Source organism: Nocardia sp. NPDC058480 (assembly GCF_042720495.1).
GTDB lineage: Bacteria > Actinomycetota > Actinomycetes > Mycobacteriales > Mycobacteriaceae > Nocardia.
The window spans coordinates 502080-524184 of sequence record NZ_JBHXMN010000003.1 but is presented as its reverse complement, the minus strand read 5'-3'; the positions used below and the strand labels follow the sequence as shown (position 1 = coordinate 524184).

General features: G+C 67.6%; 16 protein-coding genes. 6 read left to right on the top strand and 10 right to left on the bottom strand.

The features are described from left to right. Window positions 1-398 precede the first annotated feature (398 nt). Entirely contained in the window at window positions 399-1199 is an 801-nt protein-coding gene (locus tag ACFWO8_RS11240; protein WP_378947863.1) for a methyltransferase domain-containing protein, read from the top strand. On the opposite strand, the gene ACFWO8_RS11235 is transcribed toward ACFWO8_RS11240, so the two are convergent. Further along, entirely contained in the window at window positions 1200-1496 is a 297-nt protein-coding gene (locus ACFWO8_RS11235) for a hypothetical protein (protein ID WP_056823697.1), read from the bottom strand. It lies immediately after the preceding gene. Window positions 1497-1707: 211 nt separating this feature from the next. Between ACFWO8_RS11235 and ACFWO8_RS11230 the strand changes: the two genes are divergently transcribed. Further along, window positions 1708-3156 carry an aldehyde dehydrogenase gene (locus tag ACFWO8_RS11230; protein WP_378947860.1) on the top strand — a complete coding sequence of 483 codons (1449 nt, stop codon included), beginning with the start codon at window positions 1708-1710 and terminating at the stop codon, window positions 3154-3156. A gap of 8 nt (window positions 3157-3164) precedes the next feature. On the opposite strand, the gene ACFWO8_RS11225 is transcribed toward ACFWO8_RS11230, so the two are convergent. The 4 genes from ACFWO8_RS11225 to ACFWO8_RS11210 all read right to left on the bottom strand — a co-directional run bounded on the left by ACFWO8_RS11225 (window position 3165) and on the right by ACFWO8_RS11210 (window position 8238). Further along, on the bottom strand, window positions 3165-3344 hold the full coding sequence (locus ACFWO8_RS11225) for a hypothetical protein (RefSeq protein WP_378947857.1): 180 nt from the start codon (window positions 3342-3344) through the stop codon (window positions 3165-3167). 237 nt (window positions 3345-3581) lie between these two features. Continuing rightward, entirely contained in the window at window positions 3582-5411 is a 1830-nt protein-coding gene (locus tag ACFWO8_RS11220; RefSeq protein ID WP_378947854.1) for a phosphoenolpyruvate carboxykinase (GTP), read from the bottom strand. A 249-nt stretch (window positions 5412-5660) separates the two neighbouring features. After that, a complete protein-coding gene (locus tag ACFWO8_RS11215) occupies window positions 5661-7142 on the bottom strand; it encodes a hypothetical protein (protein ID WP_378947851.1) in 1482 nt (493 codons plus the stop codon). Next, window positions 7129-8238, bottom strand: coding sequence for a hypothetical protein (locus ACFWO8_RS11210; RefSeq protein WP_378947848.1), 1110 nt, complete (start codon window positions 8236-8238; stop codon window positions 7129-7131). The genes ACFWO8_RS11215 and ACFWO8_RS11210 overlap by 14 nt, the downstream gene beginning before the upstream one ends. 133 nt (window positions 8239-8371) lie before the next feature. Between ACFWO8_RS11210 and trmB the strand changes: the two genes are divergently transcribed. Genes trmB through ACFWO8_RS11195 form a run of 3 tightly spaced genes read left to right on the top strand, consistent with a single transcriptional unit; the run spans window position 8372 to window position 14094 of the window. After that, window positions 8372-9175 carry a tRNA (guanosine(46)-N7)-methyltransferase TrmB gene (gene trmB, locus ACFWO8_RS11205; RefSeq protein WP_378947844.1) on the top strand — a complete coding sequence of 268 codons (804 nt, stop codon included), beginning with the start codon at window positions 8372-8374 and terminating at the stop codon, window positions 9173-9175. Further along, a complete protein-coding gene (locus tag ACFWO8_RS11200; protein WP_211300370.1) occupies window positions 9172-9888 on the top strand; it encodes an NYN domain-containing protein in 717 nt (238 codons plus the stop codon). The genes trmB and ACFWO8_RS11200 overlap by 4 nt, the downstream gene beginning before the upstream one ends. Then, the gene (locus tag ACFWO8_RS11195) at window positions 9889-14094 is read left to right on the top strand and encodes an MMPL family transporter (protein WP_378947841.1); all 4206 of its coding nucleotides are present in this window, start codon (window positions 9889-9891) and stop codon (window positions 14092-14094) included. Window positions 14095-14208: 114 nt separating this feature from the next. Here ACFWO8_RS11195 and ACFWO8_RS11190 read toward each other — a convergent pair whose 3' ends face one another. From ACFWO8_RS11190 to ACFWO8_RS11170, 5 genes are all read right to left on the bottom strand, one after another. Then, window positions 14209-16251, bottom strand: coding sequence for a DUF2339 domain-containing protein (locus ACFWO8_RS11190; RefSeq protein ID WP_378948237.1), 2043 nt, complete (start codon window positions 16249-16251; stop codon window positions 14209-14211). Window positions 16252-16643: 392 nt separating this feature from the next. Continuing rightward, window positions 16644-17315: a DUF1707 domain-containing protein gene (locus ACFWO8_RS11185; RefSeq protein WP_378947837.1), complete on the bottom strand. Its 672-nt coding sequence runs from the start codon at window positions 17313-17315 to the stop codon at window positions 16644-16646. Window positions 17316-17377: 62 nt separating this feature from the next. Next, the gene (locus ACFWO8_RS11180; RefSeq protein ID WP_378947834.1) at window positions 17378-18028 is read right to left on the bottom strand and encodes a LuxR C-terminal-related transcriptional regulator; all 651 of its coding nucleotides are present in this window, start codon (window positions 18026-18028) and stop codon (window positions 17378-17380) included. 16 nt (window positions 18029-18044) lie between these two features. Further along, a complete protein-coding gene (gene macS / locus ACFWO8_RS11175) occupies window positions 18045-19223 on the bottom strand; it encodes a MacS family sensor histidine kinase (protein WP_378947831.1) in 1179 nt (392 codons plus the stop codon). Then, window positions 19204-20445, bottom strand: coding sequence for an AI-2E family transporter (locus tag ACFWO8_RS11170; RefSeq protein ID WP_378947827.1), 1242 nt, complete (start codon window positions 20443-20445; stop codon window positions 19204-19206). Before ACFWO8_RS11170 ends, macS begins: the two co-directional genes overlap by 20 nt. Window positions 20446-20484: 39 nt before the next feature. On the opposite strand from ACFWO8_RS11170, the gene ACFWO8_RS11165 reads away from it, so the two are divergent. After that, on the top strand, window positions 20485-22101 hold the full coding sequence (locus tag ACFWO8_RS11165; RefSeq protein ID WP_378947823.1) for an adenylate/guanylate cyclase domain-containing protein: 1617 nt from the start codon (window positions 20485-20487) through the stop codon (window positions 22099-22101). The last annotated feature ends 4 nt before the right edge of the window (window positions 22102-22105 follow it).

Genomic DNA, 22105 nt, shown 5'->3' with positions numbered 1-22105 from the left:
GCGACGCACGTCGTCGCGGCTTGGTTTGTACATGGTGGGGAAACGTCGTGATTCGGACGGCGTGATGCCGCGTCGCGCATTGTACGCCGGGTCGGCGGACGGCGCTGGCGGCGGGCGGGTGCGGGGTGGCAGTGCCGGTCGCCCGCGGGCCGCTCCGGTACGCCGTGCCGGCCGGTTTCCACAGTGCCCGGCCAGCGCCCGGGAACGGGTAAGCGCGGGCTAGGCTCGCCGCCGCCGCACCGTTAAACTCCGACGATTTCCGGCGCCACGCCGATCGTCCCGATTCCATCATGACCGACACCGCCCGCCCGTCGTCCGCCGCCCTGCAGCCCTGAACCCGCCCACCGAACCTCCCACCACCCGCCGCGCACGACTGGTCTGCAAATACACTGCTGCCCGTGTCGACCGCCACCCAGCCGAGAACCGAGCAGCCCGTCGCGCGACGCGACCGATCCAGGTTCGCGCGCCGCGCCACCCTGCGCCGCTCGCTGCGCCTGCTCACCAGCTTCCGCTTCGAGCAGTCCGACCCGGCCCGCTTCTACGGCGGCATCGCCACCGACAGCGCCGAGCTGATCGGCGACTTCTACGCCGACATCACCGGCCGCGACCTCACCGGCACCGTGGTCCTCGACGTCGGCGGCGGCCCCGGCTACTTCGCCGACGAGTTCACCGCGGTGGGCGCGCGCTACGTGTCGGTGGAGCCGGACCCGTCGGAGATGCACGCGGCCGGGCTGCGGGTGTCGGGTTCGGTGCGCGGGTCGGGGATGGCATTGCCTTTCCGCGACAACGCCTTCGACGTCTGCTTCTCCTCCAACGTCGCCGAGCACGTGCCGCAGCCGTGGCTGATGGCGGACGAGATGGTGCGGGTGACCAAGCCCGGCGGCCTCATCGTGTACTCGTACACGGTGTGGCACGGACCTTTCGGTGGTCACGAAACCGGCCTGTGGCATTACCTCGGTGGCGAGTTCGCGGCCCGCCGATACCGGCGCAAGCACGGATACGAACCGAAGAACAGGTTCGGCCGATCACTGTTCGCGGTGACGGCGGCGGATGGGTTGCACTGGGCGGCAACGACTTCAGCTGACGTGCGGACTATTTTTCCGCGTTATCACCCGCGCTGGGCCTGGTGGCTCGTCCGAGTTCCGGTGATCCGTGAGCTACTGGTCAGCAACCTGGTAGTGGTGGCAACCAAAGCGTGATCACGCCAGCCAGCTCAAGCGCCGCGACCTCCGCATCGGCTCGGGCAACACCCTGACCCACGGCGATTCCTGAATCGCCAGGCCTACGGTCTCCAACGTGGTCAGGCCGACCTGATCAGCCAGCGCGCCTACCATCGCGACCGCCTCAGCGGCCTGGATAGCGGCAGTCGCCTGCTCGATCGTGAGCGTGCGGCCTGGCAGGAATGAGACAACCCATCCGCCACTACCCACACTTTTCGCTTGATGGTCGGTCTGGTCGCTGGTCATCAACGATCGGCCGATCACTTGCACAGCCATGAGTCGGTCTCCCCAATTCGCTGTTATGTCGGAATGAATCGAGCGAGCTGATCAGTAGCTAAAGCATCCCCTTTTCACCACCGGAACGCAATAGTGCGTTTCCCCGAAAAGCGAACCGACAGGTTGGAATTCGCGGTGTTCACAGTCGTTGCGCCGCAGCGAATTAGAACAGGTTGCAGACAATTCGCCCGCAAAACTGTAACGTGTTCTCATGCACTACGACAGTCTGTTCATCGGCGGGAAGTGGACCACCCCCGCCGGTAGTGACCGCATTTCTGTGGTCTCCCCGGCAACGGAGGAGACCGTAGGCAGCGTGCCCGCGGTAACGAACGCCGATGTCGACGCGGCCGTCGCCGCGGCGCGCGACGCGTTCGACAGCGGGCCGTGGCCATCGACGCCCCCACTGGAACGAGCCGAGGTACTCACCAAGGTTGCCCGGCTGATCGAGCAGCGTTCGCCGGAATTGGTCGCCGCGCTCACCGCGGAGATGGGCGCGCCTGCGTTAGCGGCCTTGACGTTCAACCAGATTCCCGCCGTCGCGGCTCTTGACGCGCTGGCCGAACTCGCGAAGACGTTCGCCTGGAACGAGACTCGGGTCGGCCTGTTCGGAACCTCGCGTGTCTCACGGGAACCGCGCGGTGTGGTTGCCGCGATCACCGCCTGGAATGTCCCGATGTTCCTCGCCGTGAACAAGCTCGGACCCGCGTTGCTGGCCGGCTGCACCGTGGTACTCAAGCCATCGCCGCTGACTCCGTTGTCGGCGAACCTCATCGCCGACATCTTCACCGAGGCGGGCCTGCCCGACGGCGTGCTCTCGGTGCTGCCCGCCGAAGCCGAGGCCAGCGAGTACCTCGCCGGGCACCCCGGCGTCGACAAGGTGACCTTCACCGGCAGCACTCCGGTCGGCCGGAAGCTGGCCGCGCTGGCCGGTGAGCAGCTCAAGACGGTTTCGCTGGAGCTCGGCGGCAAGTCGGCCGCGATCGTGCTGCCCGATGTCGACCTGGCCGCGAGCATTCCCGTGCTCGCGTTCTCCGGGCTGATGAACAGTGGGCAGGGCTGCGTCGCGCAGACGCGAATTCTCGCGCCGCGCAGTCGCTATGACGAGATCGTCGAGGCGTTGGTCGCGCACGTGAAGACCATGCAGACCGGCGACCCGACCGATCCTGCGACCGTGCTCGGCCCGCTGATCAGCGAAAAGCAGCGCGACCGCGTGGAGAGCTACATCGCCAAGGGCAAGGCCGAGGGCGCGCGACTGGTGCTCGGCGGCGGCAGGCCAGAGGGCGTCGATCGCGGCTGGTTCGTGGAGCCGACGATCTTCGCCGACGTCGACAACTCGAGCACGATCGCCCAGGAGGAGATCTTCGGCCCGGTGCTCTCGGTGATCCCGTACGAGACCGAGGACGAGGCCATCGCCATCGCCAACGACTCCGAATACGGTCTCGCCGGTTCGGTGTGGACCACCGATATCGAGCACGGCGTCGAGGTGGCGGCCCGGATCCGCACCGGCACCTTCGCGATCAACTGGTACGCCTTCGACCCGACCGCACCGTTCGGTGGCTACAAGAACTCGGGTATCGGCCGCGAGAACGGCCCGGAAGGCCTCGACGCGTTCTGCGAGCAGAAGTCCGTCCTCATGCCCATGGGGTGGACCGCCGAGTAGCCCTCTTCCTAGTTCTCCGGCATATGGACCCGGAGTACCGGCTGCGCGGCTACCTCACCCCGGGCAGGTAGGTCGACGACCTCGACCCGCCAGCCCGGGGGCAGGACCTGCTCCAGGCGGCCCGCCACGCGTTGCAGGGGCGTGCTCGAATAGGTGTCGGACTCGGATCCGGTCACCAGATCGGTCATGCGTCAAACCACCTCTCAGCGTCGATCTCGTCGTTGACCGCGTGGGCGGTACAGGAGTCTCGCAGGGGTTTCAGCTCGAGAGCGAATATAGGCGACATCACCGCTGACGCCACCAGCGACTCTCTGACACCGACAGATGTACCCAGAAAGAGTCCTAGGAAATCGTCCGACGAACTGTGGACGAACAGAACCGCCCGTACCGAAACGGTACGGGCGGTTCTGTTGTTTCGGGGGAGATCAGCCGAGGCGCTCCTTGAGTGCCTCGAACTCGTCACGCACGCCCGAGGGCAGCTTGTCGCCGACGAACTCGAACCACTCCTCGATCGACGGGATCTCCTTGCGCCACTCGTCGGCGTTCACCGCGAGCGCCTCGTCGACGTCGGCGGCGACCACGTCGAGGCCGTCCAGGTCGAGATCGGCAGCCGTCGGCACGTTGCCGACCGCGGTGGCAGTGGCGCCCGAGCGGCCCTCGATGCGGCCGACGATCCACTCCAGCACGCGGGAGTTCTCACCGAATCCGGGCCACAGGAAGCGGCCGTCGTCGCCACGACGGAACCAGTTGACGTAGAAGATCTTCGGCAGCTTGTTCGAGTCGGCGTTCTTACCGAGGTCGATCCAGTGGTTGAGGTAGTCGCCCACGTGGTAGCCGAGGAACGGCAGCATCGCCATCGGGTCGCGGCGCACGGTGCCGACCTTGCCCTCGGCGGCGGCGGTCTGCTCGGAGCCCATCGTGGCGCCCATGAACACGCCGTGCTCCCAGCCGAACGACTCGGTCACCAGCGGGACGGTGGTCTTGCGGCGACCGCCGAACAGGATGGCCGAGATCGGCACGCCCTGCGGGTCGTCCCACTCGGGCGCCAGGATCGGGCACTGCGACATCGGGGTGCAGTAGCGCGAGTTCGGGTGCGCGGCGTGACCCTCGGACTCGGGGGTCCAGTCGTTGCCCTTCCAGTCGATCAGGTGCTGCGGGTCGCCTTCGAGACCCTCCCACCACACATCGTTGTCGTCGGTCAGGGCGACGTTGGTGTAGACGGTGTTGCCCGCGTCGATGGTGGCCATCGCGTTGGGGTTGGAGCTGTTGTTGGTGCCCGGCGCGACGCCGAAGAAGCCGAACTCCGGGTTCACGGCGTAGAGCTGACCGTCCTTGCCGAAACGCATCCAGGCGATGTCGTCGCCCAGGGTCTCCGCGCGCCAGCCGGGGATGGTCGGCTGGATCATCGCGAGGTTGGTCTTGCCACAGGCGCTCGGGAACGCGGCGGCGACGTAGTAGTTCTTGTTCTCGGGCGAGATCAGCTTGAGGATCAGCATGTGCTCGGCCAGCCAGCCCTCGTCGTGGGCCATCGCCGAGGCGATGCGCAGCGAGTAGCACTTCTTGCCGAGCAGCGCGTTGCCGCCGTAGCCCGAACCGAAGGACCAGATCTCGCGGTCCTCGGGGAAGTGGGTGATGTACTTGGTGTCGCTGCACGGCCACGGCACGTCGGCCTGGCCATCGGCGAGCGGCGCGCCGACGGAGTGCAGCGCCTTCACGAACGGGCGGTCGGTGCCCAGCTTGTCCAGCGCGGCGGCACCCATGCGGGTCATCACGCGCATCGAGACGACCACGTACTCGGAGTCGGTGATCTCCACGCCCAGCTTGGGGTCCTCGGCGCCGAGCGGGCCCATGCAGAACGGCACCACGTACATGGTGCGGCCCTTCATCGAGCCGCGGTACAGCTCGGTCATGGTGGCGCGCATCTCGGCGGGGTCGACCCAGTTGTTGGTCGGACCGGCTTCGGCCTCGGTGGCCGAACAGATGTAGGTGCGCGATTCGACGCGGGCCACATCGGAGGGATCGGACAGCGCGAGGAAGGAGTTGGGCTTCTTCTTCTCGTCGAGCTGCTTGAAGGTGCCTGCCTCGACCAGCTGGGTGGTCAGGCGATCCCATTCCGCGTCGGAGCCGTCGGCCCAGACCACGCGAGCGGGCTGGGTGAGCTCTGCGACTTCCTGTACCCAGGCGAGCAGTTCACTGTGCTCGGTCGGCGCCTTGCCGTCGGATCCACGAAGACCAGGAATGGTCGCTGAGGTCATGAAAACTCTCCTGAGATGGGCGGTTGTTCGATCCATCGATCGCCACCTGGGCGGGTAAGGCGTCCGCAGTGACCAACCGTCGCACAACCCCGATAGACGGCTGAGGAAGGCCGTACACGGACGGTGGCCGCGCATCGACTGGCAAGAGCGGACGCCCAGGTTCCTGCCTCAAGGTTAACGCGATATGACGACCGATACGGCATCGGGCTCCCTAACAGGTACCCACAGGTGTATCGGTCAATCCCACGGTCACAGTTGATCGAGCGTGGCGATGTCACGCTCGCACGCGATCAGCTGCGCGGGACGCTCCGCGACGAGCCTGCGCGCGAGCGCGTCGAGCTCGGTGACACGCCGGTCCACGGCCACCGCCCGCGCGGTCGATTCCCGCACCACGTGCTCGGCCAGCTCAGCCTCGATGTCAACGAGCACCCCGGCGACACGCTGTTCGAGCTGGGCTTTGATATTCACCAGCGCCTCGGAGACCCACTGGGCCAGGTGATTGCGTTCGGCGAGCTGGCCGCGGGCGCGCACGACCCAGGCGGCCGCGCCCGCGCCGAGCAGCAGCGTCACCGGGACGCTCGCCACGTCGAGCGTCGGGACCAGCGACAGCGGCGCCACGATCAACCGGCCGAGGCCGACACCAGCCGACGCGCCGAGCGCGATCATGAGGTGATCTTCGACACCACGATGTCTCTTGTCCGGATCGGGGCCGACCCGCGGGGCCGGATCTCGGCGACGGGTGGTCGGCGCGGCGGTGCCGATCCGGCGGGCAGCCTCGATCACCCGCTCGTCGATCACGGCGTCGACCGCGACCGACAGTTCACCCGCTGCCTGCTGCAGGCGCTGCGGGTAGGCGCGCAGTTCGGCGCGGTCACAACGGTCGAGCTCGGCGCGGGAACGGGCGTGCAGCGCCCGCACCATCGCGCCGATCTCGGTGGTCAGATCGACGCGGGCGAGCTGGATCTGGCTGCGCACGGCGGCGAGGCCGCTCTGGCGGCCGCCGTCGCGCTCGGCGACCAATCCGATGCGTTCCTCTCTGATTCTGGCGGTGTCGGTGCCAGAGCGCAGAGCGGTGATCTGCTCGTCGATCCTGGTCCTGGTGTCCGCGAGCACGCGGGTACGGACGGCGGTTCGGCGCTTGGCACCATCGGAGGGGCCCCTGGCGGTAGCCGCGGTGAGGATCGCGTGCAGGCCGGCCACGCCGGAGCGGTCGAGCAGGGCGGAGTCGTCGGCGTTGCGGGCCGCCACCGCCATGCGGGCCGAGACGGCGACGATGTCGAGATCGGTGATGCCACGGGCGGCGAGCAGGTCGAGGTTGCGGCTGCGGGTCACGCGCCAGTACTGATAGGCGTGAAAGCCGTTCATGGCGAGCAGGATTCGCAGGTCGGCGGCGCGGAGGCGGTCGATCAGGGCGAACATGTCGGCGCCGAGGACACTGCCCGCGTCGAAGAGGATCAGGGCAGCGGCCGGGTGGTTTTCGGGGGTGAGCGCGGCCGGGTCGGTCAGCTCGATACGGGGTTCGAAGCGAGCGAGTTCGGTGCGAAGGAGCGTGGTGTTGGCGTCGTCGGGTGCGTAGAAGGTGATGCTGGTGCCCTCGCCCGCCTCGGCCATCGCCCGCAGCAGCGCGCCACCCTGTGGGTTCCACCGGTCGATCACCGCGTCCACCGCCGAGGGCAGGGCGGCCGGATCGTCGGGCGATCCTTGATCGGGCGGGACCTCAGAGGCCTGCACTGGACATCCGCTCCCAGGCTCTGACATAGCCGTTGTGGACGCGCAGCGCGGCGCGCCGGGCGGCGGGGGGCATGTCGCTGGACACGACGGCACGCCAGCGGGTGGCGCGGGCGAGCGCTTCGTCGGCGTCGCCGGGCGCGGGTGACGGGTAGCCGGCGGCCAGGTGCGATACCTGCGGGCAGGCCAATCCGGCGCACAATCCGGCCCAGAGCGCTTCGTCACCGGCGAGATAGTGCTCGATCAGCTCGCGGGCGCGGCCACCGTCGCCGGGGACCGCGCGGGCGGCCAGCCGGGTCAGCTCGTCGAGCAGTTCGCCGCCACGCACCGCTTCCACCTGCTCATACCGGCGGTGGACCAGCTTGTGCAGCGGATCGATCCCGCTCGCGGAGTGCAGGATCTGGATGATCGCCGACGCGGGCAGATCGGGGTCGGCGCGCAGGGCCGACAGCGCGCAGTCCACGCCGTAGAGATCCCAGTTGGCGATCAGTCGCCTGCGCGCCTCCTGGTCGGAACCGCTGCCGATGAACAGATCGGCCGCCAGCACCGAGGGCACATCAGGCCCGACCGCGAGCCTGCGCAGGTCGCTCAGATCGTCGGCGCCAACCGCTCCCGCCCTGGTCCGGGCGGCGACCGAGGCGACGATCGGCACGATCGGCAGCTGCAGTTCCTGCGCGTGCCGCTGCGCGGCGGCCACGGCCTCGCCCCAGCGCGCGCCCACCGCGTCGGCCTTGTTGAGCACCACCACACCACGACCCGGCGGCACGGTGGCGAGCAGGCGATAGTCGGCGGCCTGCGGCGCACCGGCCAGTACATAGATGACCAGATCGCCGTCGAGCACCGGGTCGGGCAGCTCGGGTTGATCGACCGGCGCGGTCTCCTGCGCCGACAACAACGCCAGCGCGGCCAGCACGGTGGTCCGCCCGCTGAGCGCGCGCCCCGTGATCTGGATGTGCAGCGGACGACGACGGCGCGCGGCAGCGTCCGCGAGCTGTTCGGCGATCCCCGGATCACCCCCGCGACCTGCACTGAGAACCGCGATCAGCTCGTCGAGCTGGTCCGCGGGCCGTGTCTGTGCGAATTCGGTGACTGTCGGCATTGCGCACACCCCCTTTTCGGAGGGCATTGTGTCAGATCCGCGCCGAGCCGGGGCCGGGCGAACCTTCTGCCGACCTGGGCGGATCAGCGGTCGCACGAACTCGCCTGCGACGCAACTGCGCGCATGCTGGACAATGGTCGACGTGAACGACGCCGCCGACCACGCCGAGCCGACCAGCCACAAGCTGTCGGAGATGCCGAACGACGCGGGCCGACGCTCGCTCACCGGCTCCCGGCTGTACCCGCGCGTCACGAGCTTCCGCACGCGGCGGGGCGCGCTGACGCCGAACCAGCAGGCCTCATGGGACCAGACGTGGCCGGTGATCGGGCGCAATGTGTCCAACGATCCCGTCGATGCCGACGCCTGGTTCGGGCGCGAGGCGCCCCTGGTGATCGAGATCGGCACCGGCACCGGCACCGCGACGGCCGCCATGGCCAAGGCCGAACCGCACCTGAATCTGATCGGCATCGAGGTGTATCAGCCGGGTCTGGCCCAGCTGGTTCAGCAGATCGAGCGCGAACAGATCGAGAACATCCGATTGCTGCGCGGCGACGCCGTCGACGTACTCGAGAACATGGTTGCCCCGGAGTCGCTGATCGGCGTTCGGGTGTTCTTCCCCGACCCGTGGCCGAAGGCCCGCCACCACAAGCGCAGGCTGCTCCAGGCGCCGACCTTCGCCCTGATCGCCAGCAGACTCAAGCCGGGCGGCGTGCTACACGTGGCCACCGACCACGCGGATTACGCCGAGCATATTCTCGAAGTAGGCTCCAAGGAACCGCTGTTCACCGGCCTGAACGACACCACCGGTGGCGACAGCGCCGCCAACCGCACTACCGCGCCGATCGGCTTCGAACGGCCCGTCACCAAGTTCGAAGGCAAAGGCCTACGCGCCGGTAGCGCCATCAACGAGTTCATATGGGGGAAGATCGACAGATGAGCGTGAGTGAGATCGCCCCCGAGATGCCGGTGCCCGCCCAGGCAGGCTCCGGTTCCGAGGCGTTGAGCGGTTCCGATGTTCGACGTGTCCTGTTGGTCTGGGACGCGCCGAACCTCGACATGGGGCTCGGCGCCATCCTCGGTGGACGTCCCACCGCCGCCTATCGCCCCCGTTTCGACGCGCTCGGCCGCTGGTTGCTTGCCCGCACCGCTGAGATCTCGGTCGCCTCCAAGGGACGCATCGAGGCCGAGGCCACCGTCTTCACCAATATCGCGCCCGGCACCGCCGACGTGGTCCGCCCCTGGGTGGAAGCGCTGCGCAACGTCGGTTTCGCGGTGTTCGCCAAGCCCAAGATCGACGAAGACTCCGATGTCGATGCCGACATGCTCGCGCACATCGCGGCCCGTCAACGCGACGGTGGGTTAGCCGGAATCATGGTCGCCTCGGCCGACGGTCAGGCGTTCCGTGAACCACTGGAGGCCATCGCGGCCAAGGGAATCCCAGCTCAGGTACTCGGATTCCGTGAGCACGCGAGTTGGGCCGTCACTTCGGATACCCTCGGGTTCGTCGACCTCGAGGACATCCCGGGAGTATTCCGGGAACCGCTGCCGCGGGTGAGTCTCGAGTCGCTGCCCGACGAGGGTGCCTGGCTGCAGCCTTTCCGGCCGCTGTCGGCACTACTCACTTCTCGCCCTGGTCAAGGAGTCGCTTAAGTGTTCACCCGCTGGGGCGATCTGGTCTATCGGTTCCGCTTCGCCGTCATCGTTGTTGTCGGTGGGGCGATGTTGGCGCTGGGTGCCTACGGCATGGGGCTCGGCCCTCGGCTATCTCAGAGCGGCTGGTTCGATCCGGGCTCGGAGTCGGTGCAGGGTGCGCAGATCGCCGACGGGTCCTATGGGCGCGACCACCAGGCCGACGTGATCGTCATGTACAACGCCCCAGAGGGCAAAACAGTCGATGATCCGGAGTTCGCGCAGAAGGTCGTCGGCAGCCTGACGACGCTCCTGGCCGAACATCCCGATCAGATCGGCAAGATCAACGGCGCCTATTGGAAGGTGGGCGACGCGCCCGCCGTGCCGTCGGCGTTCGGGTCAAAGGACAAAAAGCACGCGTTCGCCTCCATCGCGATCGCCGGTGACAACGACACGGTCATGATGGCCAATTACCGTGCCGTGCAAGGCGTCTTCGACATTCCCGGCGTCGATGTCGAGGTCTCGGGCCTGCAGCCCATCGCGGTCACCCTGACCGACACCATGGACCACGACGTCAAGCGGATGGAAGTGCTGGCCCTCCCCGCGGTGGCGATCCTGCTGTTCTTCATCTTCGGCGGCATCGTCGCTGCCGCGTTGCCGCTGATCATCGGCGGTTTGACGGTCATCGGCGCCACCGGCATCGTCATGGTGTTGACCAACTTCGTCGAAGTCAACTTCTTCGTCACCGCTGTCGTCTCGATGATCGGTCTCGGCCTCGCGATCGACTACGGCCTGTTCATCGTCAGCCGCTTCCGTGAGGAATTAGCCGAGGGCTACTCCACGCGCGCCGCCGTCCGGCGATCGGTGATGACCGCTGGACGAACAGTGGTGTTCTCCGCGACGATGATCATCGCCAGCATCGGCGGCATCCTGATCTTCCCGCAAGGATTCCTGCGCTCGGTCGCCTACGGCACTCTCGCCGCCGTCTCGCTGGCGGCACTGACCGCGGTCACGATCCTGCCCGCGATGCTGAGCATCCTAGGCCCGCGCGTCGACATGCTCGGTCTCAAGTGGTTCCGCAAGACCAAGACCGCCGAGCAGGTCGAGAACGGCTTCTGGGGCAACACGACCCGCTGGGTCATGCGGCACCCACTCAAGATCGCCATCCCGATCACCATCGGTCTGCTGTTGCTGATCATCCCGGTCAAGGATCTGGCGTTCGGTGGCATCAACGAGAAGTACCTCCCGCCGGACAACGAGACTCGTTCCGCGCTCGAGCACTTCTATGAGGTCTTCCCACTGAAGAAGACCGACCCGATCCAGCTGGTCTTCGTCTCGGACAACACCAATGCGATCGGCAAGGTCTGGAAGGAAGCCAACCAGGCTCCCGGACTGGTCGGCCCGTTCGAAGTGCCGGTCAAGTCGCCGACCAACCCCGAGGTGTTCCGCACCTCGGCGACCCTGGTCGATCCCACCAACAACGCCGAACCGACCATCGACTACCTGCGCGCGATCGAAATACCCGACGGCGTCACGATGTATGTCACCGGTCAGCCCGCACTCATGGCCGACAGCATCGACACGCTGCTGGAACTGATGCCGTGGATGATCCTGATCGTCCTGGTCACCACCACGATCCTGATGTTCCTGACGTTCGGTTCGCTGGTACTGCCGATCAAGGCCGCGTTGATGAGCGCGCTCGGTCTCGGGTCGACGCTGGGCATCCTCACGTGGATCTTTGTCGACGGCAACGGCGCAACCCTCCTGAACTTCACGCCACAGCCGATCAGCGCACCGGTCTTGATGCTGATCATCGCGATCATCTACGGCTTGTCGACCGACTATGAGGTCTTCCTGCTCTCCCGCATGGTGGAAGCACGGGCCCAAGGTGCGTCGACCACCGAAGCCGTGCGGATCGGCACCGCCCAGACCGGCCGCATCATCACCGCCGCCGCCCTGATCCTGCTTGTGGTGACCGGCGCGTTCGCATTCTCCGACATGGTGATGATGCAGTACATCGCCTACGGCATGATCGCGGCGCTGTTCATCGATGCCACCATCCTGCGCATGCTGCTGGTCCCCGCGATCATGAAGCTGCTCGGCGACGACTGCTGGTGGGCGCCGAAGTGGATGAAGCGCATCCAGGAGAAGATCGGCCTCGGCGAACCCATCCTCGACGACGAGCGCCCGGAACACGGTGGCGTGGTCGACCTGGTGAAGACCACCCCGATCACCGACCCGCCGACCATGCAGATGACGGTGGTCCCCGACTCCAAGCTGGCCCGAACCCCCCGCAGGCCGCGCACGGTCGCCGAGATCGAGGCCGAGGCCCCGACCCAGCGCATCGACAAGATCACCGATGCCGAATCCGCCGAGCCCGCACGTGCGCGCCAGCCGATGTCACCCGATCCGACGCGCCCGCGCGCCTCGATGTTGTCCTCGGGTGAGCCGACGCGGGAATTGCCGGTGGTCAAGCCGGGTACACCCGCGAAAGCCGATCAGGAAGACGCGGCGAAGCAGGAGGACTCCGGTCTCGACCTGCCGGAGTACGTGTCCGGCGAGCCGACCCAGGTTCTCCCGATCATGAAGCCGAATACTCCGGATCCCACTCAGGGACACGGTGATTCGACCCCCGATACGTCCGCGGACGAAGACCGTGGTTATTCGGGGCCGAGCTTCGGCACGCCCCCCGCACCCCTCACCGACCTCGGCGATCCCGAAACCGGTCCCGGCGGCGCCACTCGCCCCACCAACGGGCTGGGCCCAACGAACCGCACCGCCGATTCGCCCAGCGGCAGCTCATCGTTCGGCGACACCGGCGCGCCAAGCGAAACCGGCGTCACCGGACCGAGCTTCGGCCACGATTCCCGCTTCGGATCCGCCGACACCAGTTCGCCGGACGCCGACTTCGGTGTCGCCGAAACCCCCAGTGGTCCTTCGATTTCCCGGCCTCCGGTCGACAGTGGGTCCGGCCTCGATCTGCCCGGCATCGTCACCGGCGTCGCGCCGCGTGGCTCCGCGCGGGTGCAGCCGCCCACGGGGTACACACCCGGGGTGATCGGCGAGACGCCGCCGGCACCTCGGGTGTCGACGCCCAACGAGACCGGCGATGGCGCCGGATTCGGTACGCCCCCAGCGGATTTGCCGCCACGGCCGAGTATCGTCCCCCCGGCCAGGCCGAGCATGGTGACCCCGCCTGCCCGCGGGATCGTGCCACCGGCGGCACCGAGGATGGTCAATACGCCGCCGCCGAGTGCGGCGACACCGGCACCGCGCGCGGGCGACACCCCGTCGAGTGGAGCCTTCAACGGATTCAGCCCTGTGACCGCGTCGAATCTCAGGCCGGTTGCGCCCGACTCTCCTGCACCCGATTCGGGCACCCCGGCCGAGCCGAGCCATCCGTCCGGCCAAGCCGATCCCACAGTGCGCGATACGGATTCGAGCCCGCAGGGATTCGAGTCACCGAGCCATGACCTCTCGGCGGCGCCCGGCACGCATCGTGCCGAGTCCTACCCTGGCAGTGCGGATCGCGCGCAGACGCCACCCGATTCGCCGATCCCGCCGCAGAGCGTTTTCGGCACTGCGGTGCCCGTCGAACCGCAGCCGAGCACCCCGTGGAACAACGGCATGACGGGCCCCGGCACGCCACGCGGTTTCAACACGCCCGACCAGGACAGCGGACCGCGGTTCTCGCCGGTCACGCCCTCCTCGGCGGACAACGCACGTCCCGCCGTCGATCACCCGGCCGATTTCTCCGACGCGTCGAATCCATCCGGTGCCCAGCCGGATTCGACTCGCCCGGCAGGCGTGGTGCGTCCGCAGGTGGCGCCACCGGGATTCACCGAGGTCGAGCGCGACACTGCGCCTTCGCCCCGGCAGCCGGATTCACTGGCAACACCGCGTCGGGAAGCTGCCGACGGGGTACCGACCGACCAGGCCGGTACCCCGGGTCAGTGGCAGGCGCCTTCCGGTTTCACCGCCGTCCCGACCCCCGCCGCCTCGCCCTCGGAGCCTGCCGAATCGGCCCCGTCGGCCTCGGTCGAAACCGATTCCACCGCACCGGAATCCGGCGAACCCCAGGCGGATACCCGCAATGAGATCGAGAACTGGATGGCTCAGTTGCGCTCGTCTCGCCGCGGTACACCTGCGGACGAGGGTCGCCATTCCGGCAACGAGGGCCGGACTGTCAGCGTGAACGAGCTTCTGCGTCGACGCGAGGACGACTGAGAGTTCGGGAGCATCGGGTTTCGCCGGTGGACGGATGTTGTCCCGGCCCAGGCTGTGCACGGAGTTCAGTAGCGTGCACATCAGGTTTGCGGGCCGGGTCGGGTTTGCGGTTTCTCAAGGGGTCTGACGCGGGGGTGTGGCGTCGGCGAAGGCGCGGGCGTAGCGGGTTCCGGTGAGTAGCAACAGGATTCCGACCGCCAGGAAGGCCGTGACGCGGATCAGGCCGGACAGGGTCGCGAGGTCGAATAGGAACAGTTTCGCCAGTGCGGCCGCCGCGACCAGCAGGCCGGAGACCAGGCAGACTTTCGCGACTGCGGGCGAACTCGACAGTCGGCGCAGACCGTAGAACAGCGAGCCGGTCGCCGCGACCATCCACACGATGGTCGCCAGGCTGTGGCCGATAATGAAACCGTCCGCGCCGCCTAGGGACACGCCGAGCGACACCGCAGCGACCAGCACGGAGTACAGCCCGGCGATGCTCACCGTGATCCATACACCGGTGACAAGCGCGGGATCGTCGCACCGTCGCAATCGCGGCACAGTCCACGCCACCATCGCCGCCACGCCAAGCCCGACCACGGCGGCCACCGCCGTCGAGACATCGAGTTTGTCGTCGGCAAGTCGTTGCAGTGCAAGCGTTTCCGGTGTGGCGATCGCCAGCATCACCAGCCCGCCAAGCAATGCGAAGGCGATTCCGAGCCCAGCGGCCACCCGCGTGCGAGTCGCCGCGGCAACCGCGAGAAACGCGAGGCCCACTGCGAACAACAGAGTCGGGAGCAGTCGAGGGTGACCGCCCGCTGCGATGGTGCAGGTCTGCAACAGAGCGACGGCTCCGGTCAATCCCGCCACCAGCGCTGTGTGCCGCGCAATCCGCAACGGTCCGGCAAGCCCTGAACCTACGGGACCCGGAACTACCGCGGCACGCGCGGGGCCGGGAACTGTCGCGGCATTCGCGGGACCGGGAACTGTCGCGGCATTCGCGGGACCGGGAACTGTCGCGGCATTCGCGGGACCGGGAACTGTCGCGGCATTCGCGGCGCCCGCCGGCGACTGCGCGTGCCTATGGATCTCAGCCGAAAGACGCGGCATCAGCGCGGTGGCCGCGAGGCCGAGCAGCACAGTGGCCAGCACCGCGGTGATCGAAGCGCTCACCACGCGGTCGAACAGCACGGCGGCGGCGAGCACCGGCAGCGCGGTCAGCGCGAGCGTGATGCTCGCGGTGATGTCGCCTGACCTGCGCCGCACCGCGAGCAGCGCACCTACCAGCCCAACCACCGCACACGCGATCGCCGCAACCAGCAGCCCTTGTCGCTGCTGCGCCTCCGAGCCGGAGATCGCCCCCTCGATCCCGCTGAGTACCACCATCCCCAGCACGGCGAGCACCACCGGCAAGGTGCGCGCCACGTGCAGCACCGGCCAATCCCTGCGCATCTGCACCGGAACCCCCGCGGCCTGCAACACCACCAAGAACCCGAGCAACATCAATTCGGTGGTCAACGCCGGTGACAACACCGCCGCTCCCAACACCACCCCCACCGCCAACGGCTGAGACTGCCACCGCACCGCGATCCCCACCCCGGCCAACGCCACCACAAGTGCCACCGCGAGCCCGACTCCACCTGGAATCCACCGGTAATACCCGGTGACCGCGACAACATCCAGATACAACCCGGCAATACCGGTGGCCACCAAGGCAATTCCACCAACGCGACCACCCGGCCGCCCGAATACCCGCCAGCCGAGTCCAACCAACACCACCGACAGTCCAGCTCCGGCAACAACTCTCGCCCCCGGACCGAAGAACCCCGCCTGCGCGGCCAACACCAAAAGCATCAACACCCCGACCAAGGTCACCCCGACCCCGGCCACCGCCAGCACCCGAGAAATCACCCCTTCCCGCTGCCACCACGGCACCCGAGCCTCCCGCGTCGGCCCAACTTGCCCGCCACGCCCCGCAACCCACCCCGCAGCACCAGGCCGGGTCGCCTGCCCTACCTGCCCGTACGGCACTGCACGCCCAGCATGCGGCCGAGTCGGACCCATCCAATTCGTCGGGACCCCTCCCGACCCGTACGGCGCAGCACGGCCACCGTGCGTCCCGGCCGGACCCACCCAATTCGCAGGCACTCCACTCGGCGCGTACGGCGCGGCACCCATCGGCACGCCGTGCCGCACACCCGCCTGCCATTCCGCCGGGCCACCAGCCGGACCTACATACCCAGGAGCCGCACCCGGAACTGCCTGTCTCGCAACACTGTGCGCGCCGCCAGCATCGTGGGCCGCACCCGCGACAGGCGACACCTCCGCCCGCAGCTGCGCGGACAGCACGTCCAGATCGCCCCCCAGCTGCCCCATACGGGCGCCGAGCGCGGTGAACTCACCCGAGAGCCGCGCAACCAGCGCGGGATCGATACCAGTACTCATAACCCAATAGTCGGCGCGCGAGGAACGCCGAACATGAGTAGAAACCCCTGCCCTGCCCACTGTTCCTACCCGAATTCGAACCGCACCCCGAGCAGCCGCCTGCCGAGCCCGAGCCGGATGTGCCCCTACGAACCCAGGAACCGTCTCCACTGAACCATCAACGGATACTTCGCCGTCACCGACCCGAACCGAATCCGACCGTGCACAACAAGATGCAACGGTCCGATCGGCGGCCCAGTGCGGACCTTGTTATTGGCCGAAGACCCCACCAAATCCAGACCGTTGAGGTCGACGGTCGCCGCCGCCGGAACAAGCAACGTCAAACTCGTGCAGTAATCGTCGACCTGAATCTCGACGATCTGCGTCTGCATGACCGCCTCGGTGAAGTCCAAGGTCACCCCGGACATCAGGTTGTTGAGATGCAGCACCGGCGGCACCTGCCACGGTCCCCGTCGATGAACCCCCGACAGCCGACTACGGATCGCACTCGGATTGGACCCGCCGGGCGGGACCGGGACGTGTCGTGGGCGCGGCATCGCGGCGGGCTGCGGCGTACCCGCCACCCGCATCCCGGGCAGGTCGACCAGCACGGCGTTGAGTTCACCACGAGTCTTGGCGGCCAGCGCGGTGTCCATCCGCTCGGTGAACTCCCCGAGCGAGAGCATGCCGAGCCCGACGGCACGCTGTAGCAACTGGCCGACGTGTTCACGTTCGGCATCGGAAACACGCAGCTCACGGTCGCCGACGGGACCAGCCGTCGCGGCGCCGGGTACGAAGAGGGATTCAGGACCGCCCATACCATCGAGGGTAACCAGACACTCACCTCGAGCACATCAGGGCAAACCCCTAATCACTACGACTACTCCAGACCCTGCTCGATCGCATAGCGCGTGAGCTCCACCCGATTGGCAAGCTGCAACTTGCGCAACGTGGCCTGCACATGGTTCTCCACCGTCCGATGCGAGAGATTCAACCGGGTAGCGATCTGTTTGGCCGACAATCCCTTGGCCACCATCCGCAAGACCTCCGTCTCCCGCTCGGTCAACGACGGCCGATGCGGCTGATCAGCGGCTGCCGGCGCGGTCGCCATCCGCCGATACTCCCCGAGTACCAACCCGGCCAACCCGGGCGTGAACACCGGCTGACCTGCGGCAGTAGCCTTGACAGCGTCGATCAACTCGGTGACTGAAGCGCTCTTCACGAGATACCCGCTGGCCCCGGCCTTGATCGCGTCGAGCACATCGTCGCGCTCGGCCGAAGCCGACAGCACCAGCACCCGACTGTGCGGCGAAACCCGCAACACCTCCGCGGTCGCCGCGGCCCCGTTGCCGTCGGTGAGTTGCATATCCATCAAGACCACAGCCGGCTGCACGGCCGCGGCGCGCCGAGCAGCCGTCCCGACGCCGTCAGCGGTGGCCAGCACCTCGAAACCGGCTTCGGCGAGATCGCGCGAGACTCCCTCACGCCACATCGGATGATCGTCGACCACCATCACCGTAATGACCGGCATCGCCCTGCTCCTCTTCTCAGCGCGCCGGGTGGCGCGGAATCCGGAATTCCCACTCGGTACCCAGGTCCTCACCTTCGGCCAGCAACTCGGCACTACCGCCGAGCGCCTCGATCCGGCCGACGATCGACCGCGAAACCCCCATCCGCCCTTCGGCTTCGGCCGCTCGCAGGCGCCCCGCCGCGATCCCGACACCGTCGTCACGCACACTCACCACCAGCACATCGCCGGTGTCTTCCAGCAGCACATAGGCTTTCGCGTCGGTCCCGGCATGCAGCGCGACATTCGACAGCGCGGTGGTCACCGCCGCCGCGATCTCGTGCGCGACCACCCGTCCGACGAGCACCGGATCGCCCGGCGTGGCCACCGACACCTTCGGCGTAGCGCGCGCGGTGAGCAGCGGTCGCAGATCCACTTCCCCCGAACCGGAATCGGGCAGCTCCGCCTGCTCGGACAACAGCACCCGCAACGCCACCTCCTGCTCCCCCGCTCGCTGCGCGAGTTCCTGTGCGGGCCCGCCTATCTCGCCACCGCGCCGCTTGATGAACGCGAGCACCTGCAACACCCCGTCGTGCACCTCGCGAGCCAACCGCTCCCGCTCCTGCGCCGCCGCCGTGATCCGCAACGCCCGCTCGAGCTGTCCTTGCGCCCGCCTGGCGGTGTTGGCCGCCAGCCCGAGCGCCAACCCCACCGAAACGAGTACCGGCGCGGTCGCATCGCCCCACACGTCCTGTCCCCACTGATCGCGCACGGTCACCACGACAGCCGACATCGCCAGTCCCGCGACAACACCCGCGACCGGACCGCGCAGAATCGCCATCGAGATCACCGAGTTCGCGATCCACAACGTGGTCGGCAAGGTCTGATGCCCGTGATACCAATCGTAGTCCGCGACAAGCCGAGTCGAGGCGATCAGCGCGATCGTCACCACCTGATCGCCGAACACCACCCAGCCGCGGATCTGCCCGGTCGCCTCGGGGAAATACCACTGCGACAGCAGCAGCGCCGAGCTGCCCGACCAGATCGCCATCACCGCGATCAGCATCCAGCTCAGGCGCGGATGCTCGTAATACGACACCGAAGCGATCTGCTGCCCGATCGCATACAGCAGCGTGACCAGCCGAAACGCCTGCGCGGCCCGCCACAGCGGCGCGGTCGCGGCATCGGCCGAGCTCAGCTCAGCTGTGTGGGTCCGCATCGCCGGACTCGGCTTCTTCCTTGCGCAGCCGTTTCGCCACGTCGAAACGGCCTGGGGGCTCCGGTTTGTCGGGCTCGGCGGTGAACCGTTTTCGTTCCTCGGTGGCGACCAATTCGCCGAAGGCCTCCGCCGGGCTGTCGGCGAGCAGGTACCGAATCGCGGTGTTGCCCACCGCGATCAACGGCACCGCGAGCAGCGCTCCCGCGATCCCGCCCACGACCAAACCGGCGGTGATGGCCAGCACCACGGCCAGCGGATGGATGCTCACGGCCCGGCCGAGCAGCAGCGGTTGCAGCACATGGCCTTCCAGCTGCATCACCGCGATGATGATGCCGAGCACGATCAGCGCGGTCACCGGCCCCTTGGTGACAAGCGCGATGAACACCGCGACGAACCCGGCGAAGAACGCGCCGATGATCGGGATGAACGCACTGATGAACACCAGCGAGGCCAGCGGCAGAGCGAGTGGCACATGCAGAATCGCCAGCCCGGCTCCTATCCCGATCGCGTCGACCGCAGCCACCACCACGGTGGCGCGCACGAACCCGACCAACGTGCCGAAGCCCAATTCGCCAGCGGTGCGGACCTTTTCGCGGTGCGCGGTGGGGATGATCCGGGTGATGAAGTTCCAGATCTGATCTCCGCCGTAGAGGAAGAAGATGAGGATGAACAGGATCAGGAACGCGCCGGTGAGAATATGGCCGATGGCGGTGGCGGTGGTCAGCGCACCGCTGGTGAGGCTCTCGCGATTGTCCTGAATGGTGCGCACGATGGTGTCGCCCGCGCTGCGGATCTGCTGATCGCTCAGGTGCGGCGGACCGTTGATCAACCAGTCCTGCACCTTGTGCACGCTGTTGGTGACCTCGTTGGACAGTCCGGGCACACCGTCGACGAACTGTTCGACGACAAAGGTCAACACCCCCGCGAGCAGCCCGATCGACCCGAGCAGCGCGACGAACACGCCGAGCGAGCGCGGGATTCCCACCCGCTGCATCCAGTCGACCAGGGGCGCGAGCAGCGCGGCGGCGAGCAACGCGATGGCCAGCGGGATCACCACCGTGGCGAACCTCTGCACGAGCATCCCCACCGCGAGCAACGCGCCGAAGATGATCAGCAGCCGCCAGCTCCATGCCGCGGCTTTACGGACCAGGGGATGAACTGCCTCGGCATCGGAGCTCCACGACGATGACGTGGGCCCCGAAATTACCTTCTGGTCGGTCACCCGACAGAGCCTATCGGTCCGAACGCTAGATTGGTGGTCGTGTCGGCGCCCCTGGAAGCGGTCAAACAGACCATGCGAACGCGCTGGCCGCTGTATCTGACGTCGGTGCTGTTGGCCAATGCCTTCGGCGCGGTGCTGGTGTGGGCGTTCATCCAATACGGCCTGCCGGTTCCCGAGGGCGATCCGGGTGGGGTGCGCCAGACCGGTCTGCTCGCGCCGCTGCTCGTTTTCGGTGTCGCCGCGGTGCTGAGCATCACCGCCGCCGCACTCATGCTGCGGCCGGTGATGCGCTGGCAGATGCGCGGCGGGCCGCCGAGCAGACGCGAGCAGATGGCGGCGCTGCACGTGCCGCTGCGGCAGTCGATCGTGCACCTGGTGCTGTGGATCATCGGCGGCGGGATCCTGGCAGCGCTGATCATCAACGAATCACCCCAGCTGGCAGGCGCGGTGATCGTCACCGAATGCATGGCCGCCACCATTGTGTTCGGCTTCACCTACATGCTCGGCGAACGCATCCTGCGCCCGGTCGCCGCCGAGGCGCTGACCGAGGGCACCTTCGACCACACGCTGACCCCCGGTGTCGGCACGCGCATGGCGATGACCTGGGGCATGGGCACCTTCGCGCCGACCATCGCGATCGTGCTGCTGTGCGTCACCCAGATCTCCTCGGATGTGAAGTTCTCGGCGAAGTCCCTGGCGATCTCCATCCTGTTGCTGTGTGGCGTGGTGATCCTGCAGGCGCTGGCGCTGTCGATGCTGACCGGTTCGTCGATCTCCGACCCGGTGCGTCAGCTGTCCCAAGCCATCAACAGGGTGCAGGCCGGCTCGCGGGATGTGCAGGTCGAGGTCTACGACGGCAGCGAGATCGGACTGTTGCAGGTCGGCTTCAACCGGATGATGGACGAGGCGGCCAAGCGGCGCAAGCTGCAGGAACTGTTCGGCCAGCACGTGGGCGAGGACGTGGCGCAACGGGCACTGGACTACGGCACCGAACTGGGCGGTGAGACCCGATTCGTGGCCGTGCTGTTCGTGGACATGGTCGGCTCGACCGCCGCCGCGGCCGAACGCCCGCCGACCGAGGTGGTCAGCCTGCTCAACGAGTTCTTCCGGGTGGTGGTCGACGTGATCGACAGCCACCACGGGTTCGTCAACAAGTTCGTCGGCGACGCGGCGCTGGCCATCTTCGGCGCCCCGCTGGATCGCCCCGACGCACCGAGCGCCGCACTCGCGGCGGCCCGCGATCTGCGCGAGGCACTGCGCGAGGTGACCAGCCTCGACATCGGCATCGGCGTCTCGGCGGGCCTGGCGGTCGCCGGAAACATCGGTGCCGCAAACCGTTTCGAATACACCGTGATCGGCGACCCCGTCAACGAGGCGTCGCGGCTCACCGAATTGGCCAAAGATCATCCCGGCCGCGTTCTCGCTTCGGGCAGCGCGCTCTACTTCGCCGACGAAAGCGAGCAGGAACATTGGATAACCGGAGACGAGGTCCAGTTGCGCGGCAGACGCAGAAAAACCCGCCTGGCCTGGCCGAAGTCCGCGATCGCCGCGCCGCGCGAGGACGAGGGAGAACAGATCCGTTCGTTAGGCGTACCTCCGCCTTCGCTCCGGCCGTGCGCAGTCTGCGGACGGTCAGAGACCGACTGTGATCATTAGGCTG

Excerpts from the sequence above, each read along its gene's own strand:
- ACFWO8_RS11220 (WP_378947854.1), bottom strand. The coding sequence starts at position 5,411 with ATGACCTCAGCGACCATTCCTGGTCTTCGTGGATCCGACGGCAAGGCG.
- ACFWO8_RS11180 (WP_378947834.1), bottom strand. The coding sequence starts at position 18,028 with ATGCCGGTCATTACGGTGATGGTGGTCGACGATCATCCGATGTGGCGT.
- ACFWO8_RS11200 (WP_211300370.1), top strand. The coding sequence starts at position 9,172 with ATGAGCGTGAGTGAGATCGCCCCCGAGATGCCGGTGCCCGCCCAGGCA.
- ACFWO8_RS11235 (WP_056823697.1), bottom strand. The coding sequence starts at position 1,496 with ATGGCTGTGCAAGTGATCGGCCGATCGTTGATGACCAGCGACCAGACC.
- ACFWO8_RS11185 (WP_378947837.1), bottom strand. The coding sequence starts at position 17,315 with ATGGGCGGTCCTGAATCCCTCTTCGTACCCGGCGCCGCGACGGCTGGT.
- ACFWO8_RS11190 (WP_378948237.1), bottom strand. The coding sequence starts at position 16,251 with ATGGGTGCCGCGCCGTACGCGCCGAGTGGAGTGCCTGCGAATTGGGTG.
- ACFWO8_RS11230 (WP_378947860.1), top strand. The coding sequence starts at position 1,708 with ATGCACTACGACAGTCTGTTCATCGGCGGGAAGTGGACCACCCCCGCC.
- trmB (WP_378947844.1), top strand. The coding sequence starts at position 8,372 with ATGGTCGACGTGAACGACGCCGCCGACCACGCCGAGCCGACCAGCCAC.
- macS (WP_378947831.1), bottom strand. The coding sequence starts at position 19,223 with ATGCGGACCCACACAGCTGAGCTGAGCTCGGCCGATGCCGCGACCGCG.
- ACFWO8_RS11210 (WP_378947848.1), bottom strand. The coding sequence starts at position 8,238 with ATGCCGACAGTCACCGAATTCGCACAGACACGGCCCGCGGACCAGCTC.
- ACFWO8_RS11225 (WP_378947857.1), bottom strand. The coding sequence starts at position 3,344 with ATGACCGATCTGGTGACCGGATCCGAGTCCGACACCTATTCGAGCACG.